17 protein-coding genes are annotated in these 19,985 nt (G+C 57.2%); 2 read left to right on the top strand and 15 right to left on the bottom strand.

The features are described from left to right. Nucleotides 1–11 precede the first annotated feature (11 nt). Nucleotides 12–1,886: a monovalent cation:proton antiporter-2 (CPA2) family protein gene (locus tag ACFIO0_RS09700; protein WP_390915139.1), complete on the bottom strand. Its 1,875-nt coding sequence runs from the start codon at nt 1,884–1,886 to the stop codon at nt 12–14. Between the two features lie 30 nt (nt 1,887–1,916). Then, nucleotides 1,917–2,372, bottom strand: a complete 456-nt coding sequence (locus ACFIO0_RS09695; RefSeq protein WP_390915138.1) for an Lrp/AsnC ligand binding domain-containing protein — start codon at nt 2,370–2,372, stop codon at nt 1,917–1,919. A gap of 135 nt (nt 2,373–2,507) precedes the next feature. Between ACFIO0_RS09695 and hppD the strand changes: the two genes are divergently transcribed. Continuing rightward, a complete protein-coding gene (gene hppD / locus ACFIO0_RS09690) occupies nt 2,508–3,602 on the top strand; it encodes a 4-hydroxyphenylpyruvate dioxygenase (RefSeq protein WP_390915137.1) in 1,095 nt (364 codons plus the stop codon). A gap of 38 nt (nt 3,603–3,640) precedes the next feature. Here the strand turns inward: hppD and ACFIO0_RS09685 are convergent, their stop codons facing one another. The 3 genes from ACFIO0_RS09685 to ACFIO0_RS09675 form a co-directional block, all read right to left on the bottom strand. Next, nucleotides 3,641–5,947 carry a hypothetical protein gene (locus tag ACFIO0_RS09685; RefSeq protein WP_390915136.1) on the bottom strand — a complete coding sequence of 769 codons (2,307 nt, stop codon included), beginning with the start codon at nt 5,945–5,947 and terminating at the stop codon, nt 3,641–3,643. Nucleotides 5,948–6,206: 259 nt separating this feature from the next. Continuing rightward, on the bottom strand, nt 6,207–7,499 hold the full coding sequence (locus ACFIO0_RS09680; protein ID WP_390915135.1) for an aminotransferase class I/II-fold pyridoxal phosphate-dependent enzyme: 1,293 nt from the start codon (nt 7,497–7,499) through the stop codon (nt 6,207–6,209). A gap of 122 nt (nt 7,500–7,621) precedes the next feature. Further along, a complete protein-coding gene (locus ACFIO0_RS09675) occupies nt 7,622–8,623 on the bottom strand; it encodes a hypothetical protein (RefSeq protein ID WP_390915134.1) in 1,002 nt (333 codons plus the stop codon). A 105-nt stretch (nt 8,624–8,728) separates the two neighbouring features. On the opposite strand from ACFIO0_RS09675, the gene ACFIO0_RS09670 reads away from it, so the two are divergent. Next, nucleotides 8,729–9,205, top strand: a complete 477-nt coding sequence (locus ACFIO0_RS09670; protein WP_390915133.1) for a hypothetical protein — start codon at nt 8,729–8,731, stop codon at nt 9,203–9,205. A gap of 22 nt (nt 9,206–9,227) precedes the next feature. Here ACFIO0_RS09670 and ACFIO0_RS09665 read toward each other — a convergent pair whose 3' ends face one another. From ACFIO0_RS09665 to hemP, 10 genes are all read right to left on the bottom strand, one after another. Continuing rightward, nucleotides 9,228–9,929 carry an SDR family oxidoreductase gene (locus ACFIO0_RS09665; RefSeq protein ID WP_390915132.1) on the bottom strand — a complete coding sequence of 234 codons (702 nt, stop codon included), beginning with the start codon at nt 9,927–9,929 and terminating at the stop codon, nt 9,228–9,230. Nucleotides 9,930–9,941: 12 nt separating this feature from the next. After that, nucleotides 9,942–10,778 carry an NAD-dependent epimerase/dehydratase family protein gene (locus ACFIO0_RS09660; protein ID WP_390915131.1) on the bottom strand — a complete coding sequence of 279 codons (837 nt, stop codon included), beginning with the start codon at nt 10,776–10,778 and terminating at the stop codon, nt 9,942–9,944. After that, a complete protein-coding gene (locus ACFIO0_RS09655; RefSeq protein WP_390915130.1) occupies nt 10,775–11,995 on the bottom strand; it encodes an aminotransferase class I/II-fold pyridoxal phosphate-dependent enzyme in 1,221 nt (406 codons plus the stop codon). Before ACFIO0_RS09655 ends, ACFIO0_RS09660 begins: the two co-directional genes overlap by 4 nt. Continuing rightward, the gene (locus ACFIO0_RS09650) at nt 11,992–12,765 is read right to left on the bottom strand and encodes an aldolase/citrate lyase family protein (RefSeq protein ID WP_390915129.1); all 774 of its coding nucleotides are present in this window, start codon (nt 12,763–12,765) and stop codon (nt 11,992–11,994) included. The genes ACFIO0_RS09655 and ACFIO0_RS09650 overlap by 4 nt, the downstream gene beginning before the upstream one ends. Then, the gene (locus tag ACFIO0_RS09645; protein ID WP_390915128.1) at nt 12,765–13,967 is read right to left on the bottom strand and encodes an FAD-dependent oxidoreductase; all 1,203 of its coding nucleotides are present in this window, start codon (nt 13,965–13,967) and stop codon (nt 12,765–12,767) included. The genes ACFIO0_RS09650 and ACFIO0_RS09645 overlap by 1 nt, the downstream gene beginning before the upstream one ends. Continuing rightward, nucleotides 13,967–15,670 carry a hydantoinase B/oxoprolinase family protein gene (locus ACFIO0_RS09640; protein WP_390915127.1) on the bottom strand — a complete coding sequence of 568 codons (1,704 nt, stop codon included), beginning with the start codon at nt 15,668–15,670 and terminating at the stop codon, nt 13,967–13,969. The genes ACFIO0_RS09645 and ACFIO0_RS09640 overlap by 1 nt, the downstream gene beginning before the upstream one ends. Next, the gene (locus tag ACFIO0_RS09635) at nt 15,667–17,754 is read right to left on the bottom strand and encodes a hydantoinase/oxoprolinase family protein (protein WP_390915126.1); all 2,088 of its coding nucleotides are present in this window, start codon (nt 17,752–17,754) and stop codon (nt 15,667–15,669) included. Before ACFIO0_RS09635 ends, ACFIO0_RS09640 begins: the two co-directional genes overlap by 4 nt. 120 nt (nt 17,755–17,874) lie before the next feature. Continuing rightward, nucleotides 17,875–18,774, bottom strand: a complete 900-nt coding sequence (locus ACFIO0_RS09630; protein WP_390915125.1) for a LysR substrate-binding domain-containing protein — start codon at nt 18,772–18,774, stop codon at nt 17,875–17,877. Nucleotides 18,775–18,935: 161 nt separating this feature from the next. Then, the gene (locus ACFIO0_RS09625; RefSeq protein ID WP_390915124.1) at nt 18,936–19,427 is read right to left on the bottom strand and encodes a hypothetical protein; all 492 of its coding nucleotides are present in this window, start codon (nt 19,425–19,427) and stop codon (nt 18,936–18,938) included. Beyond that, nucleotides 19,424–19,603, bottom strand: a complete 180-nt coding sequence (gene hemP / locus ACFIO0_RS09620) for a hemin uptake protein HemP (RefSeq protein ID WP_390915123.1) — start codon at nt 19,601–19,603, stop codon at nt 19,424–19,426. The genes ACFIO0_RS09625 and hemP overlap by 4 nt, the downstream gene beginning before the upstream one ends. Nucleotides 19,604–19,985: the final 382 nt, after the last annotated feature.

The following is a 19,985-nucleotide window of genomic DNA, read 5'->3' as shown; positions in this document are numbered from 1 at the left end:
ACCACCGCAGCCTACGCCGATTTGCGCGTTTCAACCTGCGACAAGATCGCGGTTTCCAACTCGTTTTGCAGCTCGCGGGCACGTGCCACATAGGGTGCGTTTTCGCTGGCGGGCAAGGACGGATCCCACAACTGCGCCAATTCCTTCACGGAATCGCGGTCATGATGGTAGAAAACCCGCTCGGCCTCGGCCGCTTCAAATTCGCTGAGGCCGACATTTTCCAACACGTAACGCCCTGCACGCAGTGAGCTGTCGAACAGTTCGCGCACAATGTCATTCGCGCCCGCCTGAAACAGTCGATAGGTGTGCGTGCGGTCATACGCGCGCGCGACGATGTGCAAATCCGGGCGCTCTTTTCGCGCCGTCTTGATCAACCGGATAGCCGCATCCTTGTCATCCAACGCGACAACCAAAACCCGGGCGGTGTCCAGACCTGCGGCGTGCAAAATGTCCAAGCGCGTCGGATCGCCCAAGAACCCCTTTACGCCAAAGCGGCGCATCAACTGGATCGTTTCCATGTTGTGGTCCAACACCACAGTTTCAAAACCGCTGGCGCGAACCAGTCGGTTCACGATCTGCCCAAAGCGGCCAATGCCCGCGATGATCACCGGTCCTTCGCTGTCGATTTCGTCCGGTTCGTGTTGCACGCCAGGCTCGCCCAATTTGCGCGAAATCAGCTCGTAGACGATGAACAACAGCGGCGTGATCAGCATCGACAGCGCAATCACCAGCAACAGCGTTTCGGCCACGTCTTTTGCAATCACCCCTTGGCTGACGGAAAACGACACCAGCACAAATCCGAACTCGCCAGCCTGCGCCAGCCCCAGCGCAAACAGCCATTGATCGCGCCCCTTCAGCTTGAATGCGCGTCCCAAGAACCAAAGAACGGCGCCTTTGATCGTGATCACCAGCACCGCCATCGAGATGATCGCGGGCATGTTTGAAAACAGCAGGGTAAAGTTGATGCCGGCACCCACGGTGATGAAAAACAGCCCCAACAGCAGCCCCTTGAAGGGGTTCAAATCCGACTCCAGCTCGTGCCTGAATTCGCTTGAGGCCAAAACCACACCAGCCAGAAACGCGCCCAACGCCGGGGACAGACCAACCAGCATCATCAGGAACGAAATGCTCACGATGATCAGCAGGGCAAGGGCCGTGTACATCTCGCGCAGGTGCGCTGCGTGGATGAACCGAAACACCGGACGGGTCAGGAAAATACCGGCAAAGATGATCGCGGCAATCGCCCCGATTGTGACCAGCGTCACGCCCCAGGCAGGCAAGCCCTCAACCAGGCTCATGGCGTGATGCCCATCGCCGTGGGCCGCATCACTGACCCGCTGCAGTGCTCCGTTTTCGGAAACCGTGACAGGCAGCGTCACGATCAGCAGCGGCAAAAACGCCAAGATGGGGATCACCGCGATGTCTTGGGTCAGCAACACCGAAAACACGGATCGCCCGCCAGTGGTTTGCATCAATCCCTTTTCATTCAACGTTTGCAACACGATAGCCGTCGAACTAAGCGACAGCGTCAGACCAATTGCCAAGGATGTGCCCCAAGGTTGCCCGTAGGCCAGCGCGACCCCCATGAGGGCCGCAGCACTTAGGACCACCTGCATGCCGCCAAGGCCCAACAGCCGATGCCGCATGTCCCAAAGGGCGCGTGGTTCCAGCTCCAACCCGATCAGGAACAGCATCATCACCACGCCAAATTCAGCAAAATGCTGCAAATCCTGCGTCTCGGTTCCGACCAGACCCAGCACCGGACCAATGATGATCCCGGCCGCGAGATACCCCAAAACCGATCCCAGCCCCAAACGTGCAGCAATCGGAACCGCGATCACGGCGGCGACAAGGTAGATCGAAGCTTGATAGAGAAAACTTTCCAAGCGAGGCTCCTGTTGGTTCGGCGGCTGAATCTATGTGGGCAGCGGACTGTCGCGCTTCAACTGGTCCATCACAATTTGACTGTGCACACGGGCCACGGCCACATGGGGCAGCAACACGTCGTGGATCAATTGGTGAAGCGCGCCAAGATCAGCGCAATACACCCTCAATAGATAGTCCGCATCGCCGGTCATTGTCCACGCGCTCGTGATCTGAGGCTGGGTTTTCACCAATCGCGCAAAGCTGGCAGAATGTTCGGGGCCGTGGGTGGACAGATGCACCTGCACAAACCCCTGCACAGCAAGGCCAAGGCGGGTAGGGTTCAGGCGCGCGGTGTAGCCTTCGATGTAGCCTTCGGCCTCAAGACGTTGCCGGCGCCGACCAGCTTGGCTAGCCGATAGGTTCAATTGTTCGCTCAGTTGTTGCGAGGTCAGATGCGCATCCTTTTGCAAGGCGGCAAGCAGACGGGTGTCGGTGGCATCCAACATGGTGCGTGTTCCTTGCGTGAATTGCCTGATTTTGCACAAAGCACGCGCAAATTGCAATCCGCGTGCGTCACAATGCGCGATATGCGCGTTTGATTGCGGGTAATCTACACGAAATCATAGAATCTGGAGATATCGATGGGCCCTTTCCCGCATAACGCACCGCGCGCTGAAATCACGGCTGAAAACCCGGCAGGCACCGACGGGTTTGAATTTGTCGAATTCGCGCATCCTGACCCCCAAGCGCTGCGCGACGTGTTCACAAAAATGGGCTACGCGCATGTGGCCAATCACAGGGTCAAACAAATCGAGCTGTGGCAGCAAGGCGATGTGACCTATATCTTGAACGCTGATTCCGACAGCTTTGCGGCGCGCTTTGTCGATGAACATGGGCCTTGCGCCCCGTCCATGGGCTGGCGTGTGGCGGATGCGCAAAAAGCGTTTGATCATGCGGTGGCAAAGGGCGGCGTGCCCTACACCGGGGCTGACAAAACGCTGGATATGCCGGCGATCGAAGGCATCGGCGGCTCGCTTTTGTATTTCGTCGATCAGTATTTTGACACGTCGCCTTACAACGCAGATTTCGACTGGATTGTGCAATCCAAACCGCGCGGCGTCGGCTTCTTTTACCTCGATCACCTGACGCACAACGTGCACAAAGGAAACATGGACAAGTGGTTCAAGTTCTACGGCGATCTGTTCAATTTCCGCGAAATCCGGTTCTTTGATATCGAAGGCAAACACAGCGGGTTGCGCAGCCGTGCGTTGACGTCCCCCTGTGGCCGCATCCGCATTCCGATCAACGAGGATCGCGGTGAAACTGGTCAAATCGTGGCCTATCTGAAAAAATACAACGGCGAAGGCATCCAGCACATCGCCGTAGGTTCGGACAATTTATACGACAGCACCGACACGATTGCCGGCAATGGCCTGAAATTCATGCCGGGCCCGCCAGAGGCGTATTACGACCTGTCCAAAACCCGCGTTGTCGGGCACGAAGAACCGCTGGATCGCATGAAAAAACACGGCATCCTGATCGATGGTGAGGGTGTAGACGAAGGCGGCGAGACCAAGATTTTGCTGCAAATCTTTTCAAAAACCGTGATCGGCCCGATCTTTTTTGAATTTATCCAGCGCAAAGGCGACGATGGCTTTGGCGAGGGCAATTTCAAAGCGTTGTTCGAGAGCATCGAGCAAGAGCAAATTAATTCTGGCGAATTGAAAGCCAGCTAACTGATTGAAAATAAACGGCGCGATGGGCTGGCGATGCGTCAGCCCTTTGGCATTTTCAACACCAGATTGCGGCTGCCCTTTTTGTAGCGCAGCTCGCTGTCACCGATGGCTGACACGCGCCCGCCGTCGATACGATCACCCACTTGGACCTTTTGATAGCGCCCGTTTGCCAAACGCACCAAGGCACGCCGGCTCGAGGGTTTGCCGTAAACGCCGATCAGGTTCACGCGCCCGAATTTGATGGCATTTCGCACGGTCGCTTCTTTGGCGACGCTGGTTTTGGTCGGAATTTTTGGGGTGACGGTGCGGGGGGCGACGGCCGCCACGCGGGTCGCTTCGGTTTCTTGCGGTTTCGCCTTGATCGCGCGGTCCACGATGCGGGCAAAATTGCGCGGACGCCCGTCAGGACGGCGCGAGGCCACAACGGCTTGCGGGTTCGGTGTCTGAACCGCTTTTTCGTCCTCAATTTTTTCTTCTTCGGCGTTTTCCAAAGCAGGGCGCAGGCGCGGGCGCAGTTCGGCCAATTCGGTGCGGGTTAACCCACCAAGGTTGGACCGTTCATTACGCTCAACCAGATCACCGGGGCGATCGCGTGGCCGGATTTTTGCAATTTCCCGGGTTTCGGCATTCAGATCAGGCGTTTGTTCAAACCGCGTCGGGGTCTTGGGCGGCACCGACGCCGGGCGACCAGCATAAACGACAACGCCGTCGGGGCTAACCGCACCTTCAGGCGTCGGAATAACCAGCCCGCGATCATCCAGCGCAAACGCGGTTCCGGCAGCGGCGGGGGCTGCCAACGCGCCCGGCACACGGTCCGTGGCATAGGATTCTGCATCGGGCAGCGCGACCGCATCATTGGCAGAGCTGACCGGATCAATGCCGGTGACATACAAATCATCAAGCGGCACAAGTGCTGCGGGAACAGGGACTTGCGGCGCTTTTGGCCAAATGCCCGTCACGGCATAGAGGCTTTCCAGCTCGGTCTGGCTTAGCTGCGGCAAATCGGTTTGAGGTTCGGCGATCGGGTTGCGCAAGGCATCCAGAACCGCCTGATCTTCGGGGCTAAGACCTGTGCCAAGCGACGCGGTTGTGAACGTCGCTGCGTTTTCGCCGGACGTGTCCGGCAGCAGGGATTCTGGCGCTGTGGCGACCTGTTCCGAGCGGCTGGGGCCAAAGAAACGCGCCAACCCTTCGTCCATGAATACAGAGGCCCAGGCCGCGACGCCTGCCAGCATGACCAGCAACGCGGCCATCAACATCAGGCCCAAGAACCGGGGCTTGCCACCCACCGCAACAGTGTCGGATTTGCGCGCACCAAAGATGGTCATGCGCTGCGCTTCGGTTTTTGGTGCGGTTTTTATCGGCCCCGCAGCTTTGACGGTTCCGGGCGTTTTGCGACGGCTTAAAAAGCCTGCTGTGATGCTTGGTTCGGGGGCACCGTCTACGCTGGCATCGGGGTGCGATTGTGCCTCTGGCGGTGCTGCCATCGCAACGATTGGCGGCGCGGCATCGGGATCAACGGGCAGGCTGGGTGCTGACACCGTGGTGACGGGCGTCGATGCAATTTCAGGTGCGTTCGTGCGCGAGGCACCGGACAATTTCGGGGCCGGTTTCGCGTCTTGATTGTCTGGCGCGCGTCGACTGGCAAACCCGACAGAGGGCGTCGGTTCAACGACGGGCTTGGTGTCAGCAGGTGGGACAACCGGAACCACAGGACCTTGCGGTTCTGCGGCGGGCTTCACTGGCGCAACCGTTTCAGGGTCTTTGACAGCTATTTCTGCAACCGGCTCCGGTTCTACCACATTCGGTATCGGATCACCGGCGACAATCACGATTGCTGCGGTGTCGCGTTCCACATCTGCGGGCGCGTCCTTGGTTTGACCAAAGAAAGGTTCGCCAACAAAGCGATCGTTTTCGGGGATGGCCACGCAGCTTAGCGGGTTAAACTGGTGCTCTGCGGCGAATGCTTCGGCCTCGGCCAAAGTTTCGCGCGCAACAGCGGCAACGTAGGTCGTCGGACCATCAATGCTGATGTCATAGGCCAGTTCTTCGATCGGGTAGGGCGTCGCGCCATTCAGCCCGATTTCGGCCGCAGCGCGTCGATCACCATTTGAAACATCACCGGTTTCAAGCTTGAGATAGCGAATCTGGTCGTTTGGAACGATCAGTTTTGTCGCAATTCCGTCCGGTTCCAACCCGTCAGCCGTAGCGCGCAGCGCGGCCAAATCAGCGTGCAAATCGGCCGTGTCCAACGCGACATCGCCCACCACACGCCACCCATCCGCTGCGCGGTGCAGCAGGCGTATGCCTTCAAAAGAGAGCGAAAGCGCGAAGGTCGGCTTCATGCGAGGTCGTTTCCACAGTGATCGGCGCGCCAAAGACGCGTGGTTCATTTGTGGCTAAGATAGTGCAGGAATGGCGGTATGGGAAGGGTTGCGCGTGTATCGTGATTTTACCGCCGAATTGGGGCAGTATTTCGCAAAAACGCACAAATGCGGATGGCACTAAAGTAACTGATTTCCGCGTGTTGATCGATGTTCTTTAAGTGGTGCTTGAATGGTTGCCTCCGCCTGTGTGATCCACAAGACGAAGGCACATAGTTGCTTAGCTGCTGGCTTTTGCCAATGCTTGGTCCAGATCGGCGATCAGATCGTCTGCGTCCTCGATACCGATGGAAATACGCACAACTTCGGGGGCGGCCCCTGCGGCGCGTTGTTGTTCAATCGTCAGCTGACGGTGGGTGGTCGATGCCGAATGGATGATCAGCGAACGCGTGTCGCCCAAGTTGGCCACGTGGCTGAAAATTTCCAGCGCGTTGACCAGTTTCACACACGCGTCATAGCCGCCTTTGATCGCGATGGTGAAGAGGCCGCCGGCACCGCGTGGGCAAATTTTGGCGACGCGGTCATGGTAGGGGGACGATTTCAGACCGGCGTAGGTGACATAGTCAACACGCGGATCATTTTCGAGCCAACCCGCGACCTTTTCAGCGTTCAAAACGTGGCGATCCATGCGCAGTGACAGGGTTTCGGTGCCCATCAAAGTGTAGTGCGCGGCTTGTGGGTTCATGGTCATGCCAAGGTCACGCAGGCCGATTGCAATGCCGTGGAAGGTGAAGGCAAGCGGGCCGAATGTCTCTTGGAATTTGAGACCGTGGTAGGCCGGTTCGGGCTGGCTAAGGGATGGGAATTTGTCGTTGGCGGACCAATCGAATTTACCAGAATCCACGACGCAACCGCCGGTGACAGTGCCGTTGCCGGTCAGGTATTTGGTTGTTGAATGCACAACCAACGTCGCGCCGTGTTCGATCGGGCGGCACAGGTACGGCGTGGCCGACGTGTTGTCGACAATCAACGGAATGCCGGCGTCGTCAGAGATTGCAGAAATCGCATCAAGGTCGGTGATATAGCCGCCGGGGTTGGCGATCGCTTCGCAGAAAATAGCGCGGGTGTTGTCGTCAATGGCGGCTTTGACCGCGTCCAGATCGTCGAAATCGACGAAGGTACAGGACCAGCCGAAACGTTTGATCGTCTGGCTAAACTGGGTGATCGTGCCGCCATAAAGGCGCGACGAGGCGACGATATTCAGGCCCGGACCCATCAGTGGGAACAGCGCCATGATCTGGGCTGCGTGACCGGACGAACAGCAAACCGCGCCAACGCCGCCCTCGAGTGTGGCAATGCGTTCTTGCAAAACCGCAACCGTCGGGTTGGTCAGGCGGGAATAGATAAATCCAACTTCTTGCAGGTTAAACAACGCCGCTGCGTGATCCGCATCGCGAAAAACATACGCTGTGGTTTGGTAGATCGGCGTGTTGCGCGCGCCTGTGGCTGGATCAGGTTTGGCACCTGCATGCACCTGAAGCGTGTCAAAACCATAAGTTGGGCCGTCGGTCATATCGAATTCCTCTTAAATATGCAGCAATTATTGGGCGTATGGGTAAGGGATGCGTTCGCAGCGCACAAGTGGCGGCGCGTTTGAGGCAGGGTCACAAGAACAAATGTCCTGCAAACCACAGCCTAACGCATCCAAAACCCTTCGGACTTAATACGGTTGCGGATCATTTGTTCGCGACGGGGCAGGTTGTCTTGATCAAACAAGGCCCGCACCTTTTCGCCGCGCCCTTGATAGACGTTCCGCTTGATCGGATCATACCCCTTGAGCACTTTTTTGATCTTGTTGGGGGCTGCCACAGTTTCCAACGTTTCGATCACAGCGGCACTTTCGCGGGCGTAAAGCATTGGAAACACGCGGTAATGGCAGGTGGTGTCACCATCCAGATAGCCCGTTGGCAGCGCATCACGCCCACCGCCAAAGGAATGGATAACCAAAGGCAACACAACTTGGTCCAGCCACGGATCCAGCGACTGACACGCCAACTGCGGTGGCACATCGCGCTTGATCGACAAAGCGTATTCCAGGAACCGCGCGCCAAATTCATGCGGGCATTTGTAGTAGAAATAGCCCGCGTTAAAATACAAATACCGCTGCCAGTATTCATCAGGTTCCGACAGATCGAGACTGGATTCAAAATCCAGACCAAACCGGTCATACATCGATTTCCAAATCTCACCGTAGCCGACACTATAAAGCGGCGGATTTGGCCACGTGCCTTCACGGCGCAGCGACGCACCGGGGCGATCAAAATCAAACGGTACTTTTGCCAAGTCACCGGTCACCAATGTGTCGGAATCAAAGAACACAAACGGCTCGCCCTTGGGCAGCGCGCTCAGCAGCTCGATCTTGTTGCCATAGGCGTAGGCATGGCCGAAATGCTGGCTGTGAAATGGTAAAATCTCGGCACCCAGGGCCTCGATCGCCTGGCGCACGTCGTCTTTCATGCGCGGATCATTGGGCCACAGATCGCCGGGTTGCGGTTCGGCGACTAACACACGCCCCGCAAAATCGGGGCAAGAGTGGCGCAACGAGGCGACAAACAACAGCGCCTCATACCCCAAACGGCCCGATTGCCCGACGATCACGACGTTGAAATGCTGTTTTTTGGCCGGTTTGCGTGCCATATTGCGACTGCCTTTGTACTCGGGCTTTGGTTTTAAGATAGTATAGAGCGGATGACGCCGTCGCAAAAGTCGGCTTTTAACTTTTTCAACGATAAAGGTTTTTTCATGTGGGATGTGTTTTTTGTGTTTGTCGCGATGGCGGCATCTGGCGCGCCGTCTGAGGGTCAAAACGTGGTTGCGGCGTCGCCCGCACCGGCCGGATTAATCGCCGAAGATCAAACGCCAACCGGCAAATTCACCACTGCGACCGAAGTGAAACCGATCATCGCGATGACCGAATCCAGCTGGGTCGCCGTGCGCGAATGGGAAGGGCAGGACCTGATCTATGTCACCCATCTTTGGGCGTGGCGCTGCGGTTTGGCGCAGATGGAAGTCAGCATCAACGACAGCGCTTTTGAAATCTGGCCGCTGCCACCGTGTCACGTGGATACAGCCCAACCCAACGGGATCACGGACAGCGATGGCGCGCCGTATCGCACGTTTGATCTGAATTCAGTTCAGGACCTGAGCGTGAAATTGACGTTTGATGACCTCACAACACAAGAAGCCAGTTTTGAGCGTAAGGCAGTGTTGTTGCCTTAGCTCTTGTTTTAAAATCGAAATATCAAACCGAGGCCGTCAGCCCACCATCCACCCGCAGGTTTTGACCAGTGATGTAACTGGACGCATCAGAGGCCATGAACGCCACCGTTTCCGACAACTCGCGCACCGCAGCATAGCGCCCCGCTGGGATACGCGCGACGCGATCCTCTTTTTCCGGCAGGCTGTCGATAAAACCGGGCAGGATGTTGTTCATGCGGATACCTTGGCCCGCGTATTTCGTGCTGAACAGCTTGGTGTAGGTCGCGAGGGACGCGCGAAACACGGCAGAGGTCGGGAAATCGGGGTCGGGTTCAAACACCGCAAAGGTCGAAATGTTAACGATCGATCCTTTGCCCTGCGCTTGCATGACCGGCAGCACGATGCGCGCCACCCGCACCACGTTCATGAAATAGTAGTCCATGCCAAGGTGCCAATCGTCGTCGCTGATTTCCATGATCGGGCCTTTGGGGCCGTGACCTGCGCAGTTGATCACCGCATCAATCCGCCCGAATTTATCCATGGTTTGGGCGACGAACGCCTCTAGGTCCGCGACCACAAGGTTGGATCCGGTAAACCCCAAACCGCCAAGCTCTTTGCCCAACGCCTCGCCCTTGCCAGAGGACGACAGAACCGCGACGTCATAGCCCATTTCAGACATTTTACGCGCGCTGTCTGCCCCGATGCCAGAGCCGCCGCCGACAATCATTGCTACTGGTTTTGTCATGCTTCCAATCCCTTATGTTTTCTTGGTGTCGTTGACGATGTTCATTGTCGCAACACCTGAATTGCCCAGCTCGACGGACGCAAATGGCCCGCCGTGGCACATGTTTCCGGGGTCTTGCGGGTCCAGAACGCCGCCCTCGGCAAACACCTCTGCCGCGACCTGTTCTGCGTTGTCCTTGGGGCGATAGCCCAGAAAACTGGCCTTGGCGTTGTCCACTGGCGCGCGGTCGTTGTTGGAAACGCCGTAAACGACGGTAAATCCCGTGACCGGCGTGTCGATGGCGCGGGTGACCAGCTGGATCAGGTCGTCATACGACAGCCAGCTGCCAACAGCGCGCGGGTTGCCGACGTTGGCGGCTGAAAGGATGCGCATGCAGACGGATTCGATGCCACGCTTGTCCCAATACAGCGATGCGAGGTCTTCGGAAAAACACTTGGCCAGACCGTAGAATGTGTCGGGGCGGTGCGGCGCATCTGTGCCGATGAATTCGTTTTTCGGGTGCATGCCGACCGCATGGATGGACGAGGCATAAACGACGCGGCGCACGCCATTGCGATGGGCGGCTTCCCAAACGTTGTAGGCCCCGATGATGTTGGGGCCAAGGATGGTGTCAAAGGAGGCCTCGTCACCGTAGGCACCAAAATGCACAACCATATCAGCGCCTTGCAACACGTCGATCATCGCATCCAAGCTGGTAAGATCGGCTTTGACGTAGGTTTCGCCGTCATACAGCGTCCCGACGTTTTCGGCCAAATCCGTCGATACCAGCGTGTCCGCCAGCTTGCTCAGCGGTTCGCGCAAGTAGGATCCAAGACGCCCTGCGGCGCCGGTTAAAACGATTTTCTTCATGTGAGTTTCCCTTTGGGTGTCAGCTTGGCCAAGGCGGTCGTGATGCGGTCCATGGCGGTGTTCAAAATGGCTTCGGTTGTGGCGGTCGAGATGCGGAAAAATGGCGACAAGTCATAGGCGCTGCCTGGGACTGCGGCGATCTTGGCCTCGCTCAGCAGGTAGGCCGTAAAGGCAATGTCGTCAGAAATTTCGCTGCCGTCCGGGGCCGTTGCGCCGATGTAGTCCGCGCACCCGATGTAGGCGTAAAATGCGCCGTCAGGAGGGGCCAGCGTCAGGCCCTCGATGTCCGCGACCCGGTTCACAACCAAATCGCGGCGCGCCTCAAAGGCTGCGCAAAACCGCGAAACTTCGGTCTGTGGGCCGTTCAGGGCAACGGTTGCGCCGGCCTGTGCGATCGAACATGCGCCAGACGAAATTTGGCTTTGCACCGTGGTCATTGCCTTGATCAAACCCGCAGGGCCGGCACCGTATCCGATGCGCCAGCCGGTCATTGCATAGGCTTTGGACACGCCGTTCACGATCAAAACCTGATCACGCAGATCGGGGTTGGCGGTCAGAAACGAGGTGAAAGGTGTGCTGTCAAACGTGATGTGTTCGTAGATTTCATCCGCCATCACCAAAACATGCGGATTGGCGCGAATAACGTCACCCAACGCACGCAGTTGATCACCGTCATACGACGCGCCAGACGGGTTTGACGGCAGGTTCAACAACAGCCATTTGGTGTTCGGCGTAATCGCCGCCGCGAGCATGTCTGGTGTCAGGCGAAACCCGGTTTCTGCGGGGCATTTCACGACCACTGGCGCGCCGCCAAGGATCAAAACCATGTCTTTGTACTGGCCAAAGTAGGGGGCGCACAGGATGACTTCTGATTGCGGTTCGAGGGTTGCCATGAAGGCATCAAAGATCACCTGTTTGGCCCCGTTCGAGACAATGATTTCACGTGCGGCAAATTCTAACCCGTTGTCACGTTTGAATTTTTCGCAAACGGCTGATTTCAGGGCTGCGGTGCCATCCGTCGGGGGATAGCGTGTGTCGCCGGCTTTGGCCGCGGCAAACGCGCCCTCGACAATGTGGGCGGGGGTGTCGAAATCGGGCTCGCCCAAGCCAAGATCAATGACGTCGTGACCCGCAGCCTTAAGCGCTTTGGCATTTTGGCTCACGGCGGCTGATGCGCTGGGCTGAACGACGTTTAGGCGCGTTGCGGCATAGATCACGCGATGTCGCCTTTGACTTGCGCGTACAGAGCGTCCGAGGCTTTGGCGAGCAAGCCTGTGTCCGACCCGCAGGCCACAAATGTGAAACCTTCGTTCAGCAGTTTTGCGGCAAAAACCGGGTCCATGACCAAGGTGCCAACGGGCACGCCTTGGGCCATCAACGCGCGCGCAGCAGGCATGATCAAATCCCAAACGGCGGCGTCCATCGGTTTGCCCAACAGCCCCATGTCAGCCGCGATATCTGCGGGGCCAAAAAAGATACCAGAGACACCGTCGATGGTTCCGATCTCAACGGCTTGTGCGACAGCGGCTTGGGTTTCTAGCTGCAAAATCAGGGTGGTTTCTGCCTGAATTTTCGCAAAATAATCCGTCACCCGCCCGAATTTATTGGCCCGTGTCGATCCTGAAACACCGCGCACACCGTGGGGCGGATAGCGGGTGGCCGCGACGGCTTTTTCGGCCTCTTCAACCGATTGAACCATCGGGATCAGCAGGCCCTGTGCGCCCGCGTCCAACAAGCGTTTGATCGCGACGGTATCGTTCCAATCGGGGCGCACAATCGCCGTGGTGTCGCTGTCGGCAAACACCTGCAATTGCGCCATGACCGAATTCAGATCATTGGGCGAATGTTCCATGTCGACCAGCACCCAGTCGTAGCCTGTCGGGGCGACGACTTCGGCGGCAAAGTTGGACGACAGGCTGCACCACAGCCCGATCTGTTTGGTGCCTTTTGCGATCGCGTGGGTGAACGGGTTTGGCTTAAGCTGCATCAGATCACAGCCTTTTCAACGAATTTTTCACCCCGTTCAATGCGGCCATAGCCAAAGGGCGACAGATCAAGCGCACGATATTCGCCGTAGATGATCTGTTCGGAAATTCCACGTCCCATGGCAGGCGATTGCTGGAACCCATGCCCCGAGAAACCGTTCACAAACAGAAAGTTACTGACTTTTGTATGCGGCCCGATGATTGCATTTTGATCAAGCGTGTTGAATGCATAATGCCCCGCCCACGAATTGATCAGCTTGACCCGCTCGAACGCAGGCACGCGGGTGGCGATGATTGGCCAGACTTTTTCCTCCCAGATGGAATGGTCCTGCACAAAGTCATCAAAATCGACGGCGGGGTCATCATCGGGTGGGCATCCGGCCAGATAATACGTCCCCTCGGACCGCATGTGCACGCCGGATGGGTCAATCGTCAGCGGCAGATCACGATCGAGCGGTTCTGCGGCGTCAAAGATAAAGGTGTAGCGCTTGCGCGGTTCCACGGGAATATCGATGCCCGCCATTTTGGCGGTACGTGCGGCGCGTGGCCCAGAGCAGTTCACAACCGTGCCGCATGACACCACGTCGCCCGACGCCAAAGTGACGCTTTGGACGCGGGTGCCGTCTGCGGATTTGGTCATCGCGACAACTTCGTTGGTCAGGTATTCGACGCCGTGCTCGCGTGCTGATCGTTTCCACCAGTCAAACAGGGTGTTGCCGTCGAAATAACCTTCGTCCTTGAGGTTGTGGTTGGCCCCGACAATGTCGTCGAGATGGTAGAATGGATAATCGCGGGCGATCTCGTCGCGGCTCATGTGTTTGGTGCCCGCGCCAAGGATTTGTTGGATCTGTTGCGCTTCTTTTAGAGTCTGCGCAAAATCGTCATTGTCGGCCAGATACATGTAGCCGTAGCTTTGCAACACGGGTTGCGGCACGCGTGCGTCACCGCCCATAAAGTCGCGGAAATTCTTGACGAACTCGGCGGCAAACTGGCTGACACGGATGTTCACTTCGTTTGAAAACTGCTGGCGCATGCAGGAATTGGTGTGCACGGTCGAGGTGAATTCGTAGCTCGGGTCCTTTTCGACCACCAGAATTTTGCCGTCAAAATCCGGGTTGGAGGCCGTGAACCATGCCACGGATGAGCCCAACATTGCGCCGCCGACGATGACCACATCGTATGAAGTTTGTTTTGGAGTCTGCATCAGACGTTCTCCCCGTTTTGCACTGCGTCCAGCACGTTTTTGATTGTTGCATCGGTCAGGCCGTAGTCATCTTTTGCGACCTTGGCAGAGATATAACCGCGCGCCAAATCCCGTTTTACCAGCTCGGGATCGCGCAAGGCAGGGTCGCCGTAGCCAGCACCGCCCGGAAAGGCGAGCATGACACGTCGTCCGTGTGCGACGAACTGTTTGCCTTTGCCCTGCATTTCGTGGCCATCGTCCTGGGCGATGGTTGTGGGTGCGCCATTTTGACCGCCCATGCGGCCGCGGGCAGGGTGATCGACACGGTCAAACATCGCTTGGAAATCAAATTCATGACCTTCGCGGGCGCCGACCTCCATGTACTGGCCCAATCCGCCTCGGAATTGGCCGGCACCACCGCTGTCAGGGCGCAGTTCTTTGCGCCAGATGATGACGGGACCGGTGTGTTCTGTGGCCTCGATTGGCATGGTCATCACGCCTGATGGAAAGGCCGTCGCATTCAGCCCGTCAACAGCGGGGCGGGCCCCTGCGCCGCCCGAATTGAACGTCAAAACCTCGGCGCGGCGCGCATTTGGCGGGGCAGGGGCATCGGTGCGCGGTCGCAATGACACCTGAAAGTTGCACAAGCAGCCAGCCCCTTCGGCAGGGACCGTGTTGGGCAGTAATTTGTCGAGCGCTGCATAGATCGTGTCAGGCACAAAGTGGCCCACGATATGGCGCAACGCCACAGGGGCCGGGTGCAATGCGTTGACGATTGTGTTTTCCGGCGCGCTGATTTCAAACGGTGCCAGCGATGCCGCGTTGTTCGGAATTTCTGGCGCGATCGCACATTTTAAAGCGTAGCACGCGTAGGCTTTGGCGTAGACCAGCGGGCAGTTGATGCCCTTTTTGTCGAGACCCGAAGAGCCTGCGAAATCCGACAGGATGCGGTCTTTTTCGATGCTCAGCTTGACCTTCAAAGTGATCGGGGCGGCAAAGCCATCGACGGTCATTTCGCCGGTCGCTTGGCCGGGTGTCAGCGCATTGATCCGCTCCAGCGTGGCGCGGCGCGAATTTTCGAGGATGAAATCGCCGATGCCGTTCAGGTCATCAAGCGCGAATTCCTCCATCATTTCGATCAGGCGGCGGTGACCGATTTCATTGCAGGTGGTCAACGCGTAGATGTCGCCGACCAATTGATCAGGTTCACGCACATTGCCGCGCACGATGCGGATCAACGTTTGATCAACCGCGCCGCGCTCTGCCAGTTTCATGATCGGAATGTACAAACCTTCCTCATAGACGCTGGCCGCATCCGCACCAAAACCGCGCCCGCCGATGTCGACAATATGGGCTGTGCAGGCAAAGAACCCCGCCAGCGCGCCCTTGTGAAACGACGGCGTGACAACGGTGATGTCGTGCAAGTGGCCGGTGCCCTCCCAAGGGTCGTTGGTGATGTACACGTCGCCCTCAAAGATGTTGCCGCGCCCGATCCGGCGGATGAAATGCCCAACCGCGTCCGCCATCGCATTGACGTGTCCCGGCGTACCTGTGACAGCTTGGGCCAGCATTTGGCCATCCGTGTCATAAACGCCCGCGGATAGATCACCTGCCTCGCGCACAGACGTAGAAAACGCTGTTCGCACAAGGGCTTGGGCCTGTTCTTCGACGACCGAAATCAACCGGTTCCACATGACTTGGTAGGCGACGTTTGAGTGTGTCATGGCGTTTCCTTTTTGGCGGTCATGTCGATGCAGCCGTCGGGTTGGCACAGCGTGTTGCGGCTGCTGGGCACAATAATTGTTGTCTCGTCTTCGGTGATGATGATGGGGCCTGCGGCTGTTGATCCGGGTTTCATGTTGACGCGATCATGGCGATAGGCGGACACAAATTCGGCCTTTGCGGCATCAAAAAAGCTGCATTTGCCGTCAATCACCGCAACGCTGCTGTCGCTGTTTTGTGCGACACGGGCGACCTGTTCTGGTGGGGTTGTGGCGTTGACCGACCAGACGGTGATTTCAATATCAAGGCCCTCAACGGTGCGGCCGAATAACTTGGCGTAATCCGCCTCGAACAGTTTCAGGAACGTGGCCGCGTCGGGGTTCATCGCCTGGTCTTGGGTCAAGATGATCGGGATTTCCCAGCCTTGACCGGTGTAGCGCATGTAGACTTTGAACTCTGACAAGATCTCGCAGGTGGCATCGCAATTGCGCACAAAGGCCGTTGATTCCTGCTGAAGATCGCTGAGCAGGGTTGTGATCGCGCCTGTGTCAAACGAGCCAAGGGTCATGTAGGCAGAACGGTTCGCCTCAAAGCTGAACGGCGCGCGCAGAAATCCGATGGCAGAGCCAACACCGGCACCTGGCGGGATCAGGCAGCGATCAATACCCAGCTTTTCACACAGGCGCGCGGCGTGCAGGGGGGCCGCGCCGCCAAAGGCGATCATGGTGTAGTTGGACAGGTCCTCGCCGTTTTCAACCGCATGGACGCGTGCGGCGTTGGCCATGTTTTCATCGACAACTTCGGCCAAACCAAACGCCGCCGTGCGTGCGTCCATGTCCAGCGTTTTGCCAAGCACATTTTCGAGTGCCGCGCGGCTGTCTTTTTCGTGCAACTGGATCGAACCACCGGCGAAATTGTCGGGGTCCAGTTTTCCCAAAACCAGATCGGCGTCCGTGACTGCGGGCTTTTCGCCACCACGACCATAACAGGCAGGGCCGGGTTCTGATCCGGCACTTTCTGGTCCCACGCGGATTTGGCGCATGGCATCGACATGCGCGAGCGATCCACCGCCTGCGCCGATTTCAACCATGTCAATCACAGGGATCGAGATGGGCATGCCAGAGCCTTTTTTGAAACGATAGGTGCGCGCCACTTCGAACACGCGCGACGTTTTTGGAGTCTGGTTTTTGATCAGGCAAATTTTGGCGGTGGTGCCGCCCATGTCAAAGCTTAGAACTTTATCAAGACCGTAGCGCGCCGCGATGTTGGCGGCAAAAACCGCACCGCCCGCAGGACCGGATTCGACCAACCGAACGGGGAAATCCGCCGCACTTTCGATCGAAATAATGCCGCCGCCCGAGTGCATCAAAAACACAGAGCAGGTCGCGCCTTCGTCCTCGAGCCGGCCCTTGAGGCGCCCCAGATAGGACTTCATCAACGGCTTGATGTAGGCGTTCGCAACAACGGTGTTGAAGCGTTCATATTCGCGCATCTGCGGCGACACTTCGCACGACAGGGACACCATCGCATCCGGCATCTTGGCCTCGATCACATCGCGCACCATTTGTTCGTGGGCGGGGTTCAAGTAGGAATGGATCAGCCCGACCGCGATGCTTTGATAGCCTGCCGCGGCGATTTGATCGACCAAGGTTTCGACCTCGGACCGGTCCAGCGCAATCAGCACAGCGCCGGTGGCATCCATGCGTTCGGTCACCGTGAAACGGCTTTGGCGGGGTAGCAGTGGCTCGGGCAGTTCAAGGTTCAGGTCGTATTGCTCAAACCTGCTTTCGGTGCGCATTTCGATGACATCACGAAAACCGTTGGTGGTAATCAGGGCCGTCTTGGCACCACGCCGTTCGATCAGCGCATTGGTGGCCAACGTCGTGCCGTGAATGATCTGGCCCACGTCGTTGGGTGTCACGCCAGCTTTGGCGCAGACTTGATGCATGCCATCAATGATCGCGTTTTCGGGCGCGATGTAGGTTGTCAGAACCTTGGTTGAAAACGTGGCTCCGTCGACCTCGAGCACCACGTCGGTGAACGTGCCGCCGATATCAACGCCCATACGAATTGAATCTTTGCCCATGCTGATCGCATATCCCTAAAAAGAATGTGTCTTTGGGATCAGCCTAATGCCTGATGTTGGATCAGGGCAAATTTTTAAATTCGATGAATAGGATAAATTTAATTGATTGATCGCGGCGCGCTAAGCTGTGGCAAACGATTGCGCAATCGATCGGGCAATTTGGGCGGCGTCTTGTACATACAGCGGTGCACGTGCGGCATCAAAACGGGCGTAAAATTCAAGCGGCTTTGGATGCCAGTTGTAGTCGATTTGCACCAGATCACCTTTTGCCAATTCCAAAGCCACCATCGCAGCGGGCAGGGTGGCCACGCCCATCGCATTCAGCGTCATGTGCAAACAGGCGGCCAGATTGCTAGAGGGGACAAGGCGCGCGTTTATCCCTTTGTGTTGATCAAAATGCGTCGAGGTTTCGAAAAACAATTGCGTGTCGCGGGCATGGGTCAGGATCGGGTGTTTGGCCAAATGCTCGACGCCGGGTGTGTCGATGTCGTGCAGCCCCAAAGTGCGCGAGGCCACCCAAACCAGAGGATAATTGCCCAACGCGTGCTCGCCCGTGACATGCCGGTTAAAGGGGCCGTTTTGCAGCGCCAGATCAATGCTACGCGCGGCCAATTCCGCCTCTAGGTTCACAGACAGATCGACGGTCAGTTCGACGTGCAATTTGGGGTAAGTGTCGCTGAGCACCTTCAGGAACTGGCTAAGCCATGTGTGCACAATCATTTCGGTAACGCCAAGACGCAGGGTGCCGTCAATCAGATCGGTTTCGCCGGATGCATCAACCAAATCATCCACCGCGCGCAGGACTTTGCGCGTGTGATCCAACAATTGCAGCCCCTTTGGCGTCAATCGAACTGACCCGGCATCACGGTCCATCAGCGACGTGTTCAGCTGCGCTTCTAACAGCGATATCCGTGACGAGATATTCGGCTGCGTGGTGTTCAACCGGTCGGCGGCTTTGCGAAAACTGCCAAGGTCGGCCACCCACAAGAACGCCTGGAGCTGTTTTAGGCTCAGCTTCATCAAATTACCCTCATTACGAAACAAATTGTATCAATTCATCTCGGAATACGCGCATTGGATTTTAAAAATCAATGGGCTTGGGCGGGCGAGCGATAGTTTTTCTGATGGAACCAACCATATTTCGTATGGTTTGGTTCCAAAACAGGGGGGTGGCCGCCCCTTTAGTGAAGGGTCGTGTTCGCCGGGCGCGTCGGGGCAACCGCTAGACCTAAATCCTTAGGGGCGCATAGGTTCATCCGCTTCAACGCCAGCCCGAAATCAGTGGCAAGGGCCACAATCAACGGGGCCACATCAGGACGCACCAACAGTGTCGCGATCAACAGCGCGTCTTCACGCTCGCCTGTGGCCGCTGTTGCGATGAAATTCGCGAAACAGGCTTCGTCCGAGCCAAGGCATTTGCAATCGATCCCATGGCGCATTAGCGGCCTGCGTCCATGGTCGGTGCAAAACCGGCATAAGTCTTCGAAGGATTGCAGCGCCTTTTTGCCCTGAACCACCCCAAGGCCTGACGCAAAGTCGTTCCAGACGTTGGTTTGACCATCCGGCCCATTGTTCCACATGCGCAAGTAAATCACCGTTGCAGCCTGAAGCCCGTCCAGATCGGTGATGAAACCAACAGCTGCACCGCCGCGTTTTGACTGTGCATCGGTCATTTTGTCAGGATCAATTTGCCGGCCCGCGTGATGCGCAGGGTGTAGGTTTGCTCGTCCAGAACGATACGGGCAAGATCGCCGCCATCCGTCAGGTCTTTGGCCAAATAAGTGGGCAAAACATTGGTTTGTGGCACCGTCTCTGACACCATTTTCGGGCGTGCGGTGTGAAAGCTCATGATGCATGCCTTTCGACTGTTTGAGCGCGTTCAAGCACCCATTCCACACATAACCCTTCGGGGTTTGCTTCTGATGCCAGTAGGTCAAGCGCCAGCGCGTGTGTACAGGGGGCCGTGCGGTAATCGGCTTTTGGCCGCTTTGATGTCTTGTCAGAATCTTGCATTCGGGAAGTCCTCACATGTTCCACGTGTCGGGCTTGCCCTGCGTAAGATTCGGGGTGGCTTGACGAGATTTAATTCTGACTAAAACCATAAGAATTGTCAACCTGACAAATTTAGTCGGAAATTAAAGCGCGCACAGTTTTAGGTGTCGGGCAGGGCGTGTGACAGTGGGCATGGCGTGCAAAGCGCATGAAATCAATGACAAGCCAGCGCGAAACAC

This window comes from Pseudosulfitobacter sp. SM2401 (assembly GCF_042932805.1).
Classification (GTDB): Bacteria; Pseudomonadota; Alphaproteobacteria; order Rhodobacterales; family Rhodobacteraceae; genus Ascidiaceihabitans.
This window is presented reverse-complemented; position numbering and strand designations above follow the sequence as displayed.

Bases quoted from the DNA above. Each gene is read 5' to 3' on its own strand.
- ACFIO0_RS09640 (WP_390915127.1), bottom strand. From the start codon at position 15,670: ATGACACACTCAAACGTCGCCTACCAAGTCATGTGGAACCGGTTGATT.
- ACFIO0_RS09625 (WP_390915124.1), bottom strand. From the start codon at position 19,427: ATGACCGATGCACAGTCAAAACGCGGCGGTGCAGCTGTTGGTTTCATC.
- ACFIO0_RS09630 (WP_390915125.1), bottom strand. From the start codon at position 18,774: ATGAAGCTGAGCCTAAAACAGCTCCAGGCGTTCTTGTGGGTGGCCGAC.
- hppD (WP_390915137.1), top strand. From the start codon at position 2,508: ATGGGCCCTTTCCCGCATAACGCACCGCGCGCTGAAATCACGGCTGAA.
- ACFIO0_RS09660 (WP_390915131.1), bottom strand. From the start codon at position 10,778: ATGAAGAAAATCGTTTTAACCGGCGCCGCAGGGCGTCTTGGATCCTAC.
- ACFIO0_RS09645 (WP_390915128.1), bottom strand. From the start codon at position 13,967: ATGCAGACTCCAAAACAAACTTCATACGATGTGGTCATCGTCGGCGGC.
- hemP (WP_390915123.1), bottom strand. From the start codon at position 19,603: ATGAGCTTTCACACCGCACGCCCGAAAATGGTGTCAGAGACGGTGCCA.
- ACFIO0_RS09685 (WP_390915136.1), bottom strand. From the start codon at position 5,947: ATGAAGCCGACCTTCGCGCTTTCGCTCTCTTTTGAAGGCATACGCCTG.
- ACFIO0_RS09675 (WP_390915134.1), bottom strand. From the start codon at position 8,623: ATGGCACGCAAACCGGCCAAAAAACAGCATTTCAACGTCGTGATCGTC.
- ACFIO0_RS09665 (WP_390915132.1), bottom strand. From the start codon at position 9,929: ATGACAAAACCAGTAGCAATGATTGTCGGCGGCGGCTCTGGCATCGGG.
- ACFIO0_RS09695 (WP_390915138.1), bottom strand. From the start codon at position 2,372: ATGTTGGATGCCACCGACACCCGTCTGCTTGCCGCCTTGCAAAAGGAT.
- ACFIO0_RS09680 (WP_390915135.1), bottom strand. From the start codon at position 7,499: ATGACCGACGGCCCAACTTATGGTTTTGACACGCTTCAGGTGCATGCA.
- ACFIO0_RS09635 (WP_390915126.1), bottom strand. From the start codon at position 17,754: ATGGGCAAAGATTCAATTCGTATGGGCGTTGATATCGGCGGCACGTTC.
- ACFIO0_RS09670 (WP_390915133.1), top strand. From the start codon at position 8,729: ATGTGGGATGTGTTTTTTGTGTTTGTCGCGATGGCGGCATCTGGCGCG.
- ACFIO0_RS09650 (WP_390915129.1), bottom strand. From the start codon at position 12,765: ATGCAGCTTAAGCCAAACCCGTTCACCCACGCGATCGCAAAAGGCACC.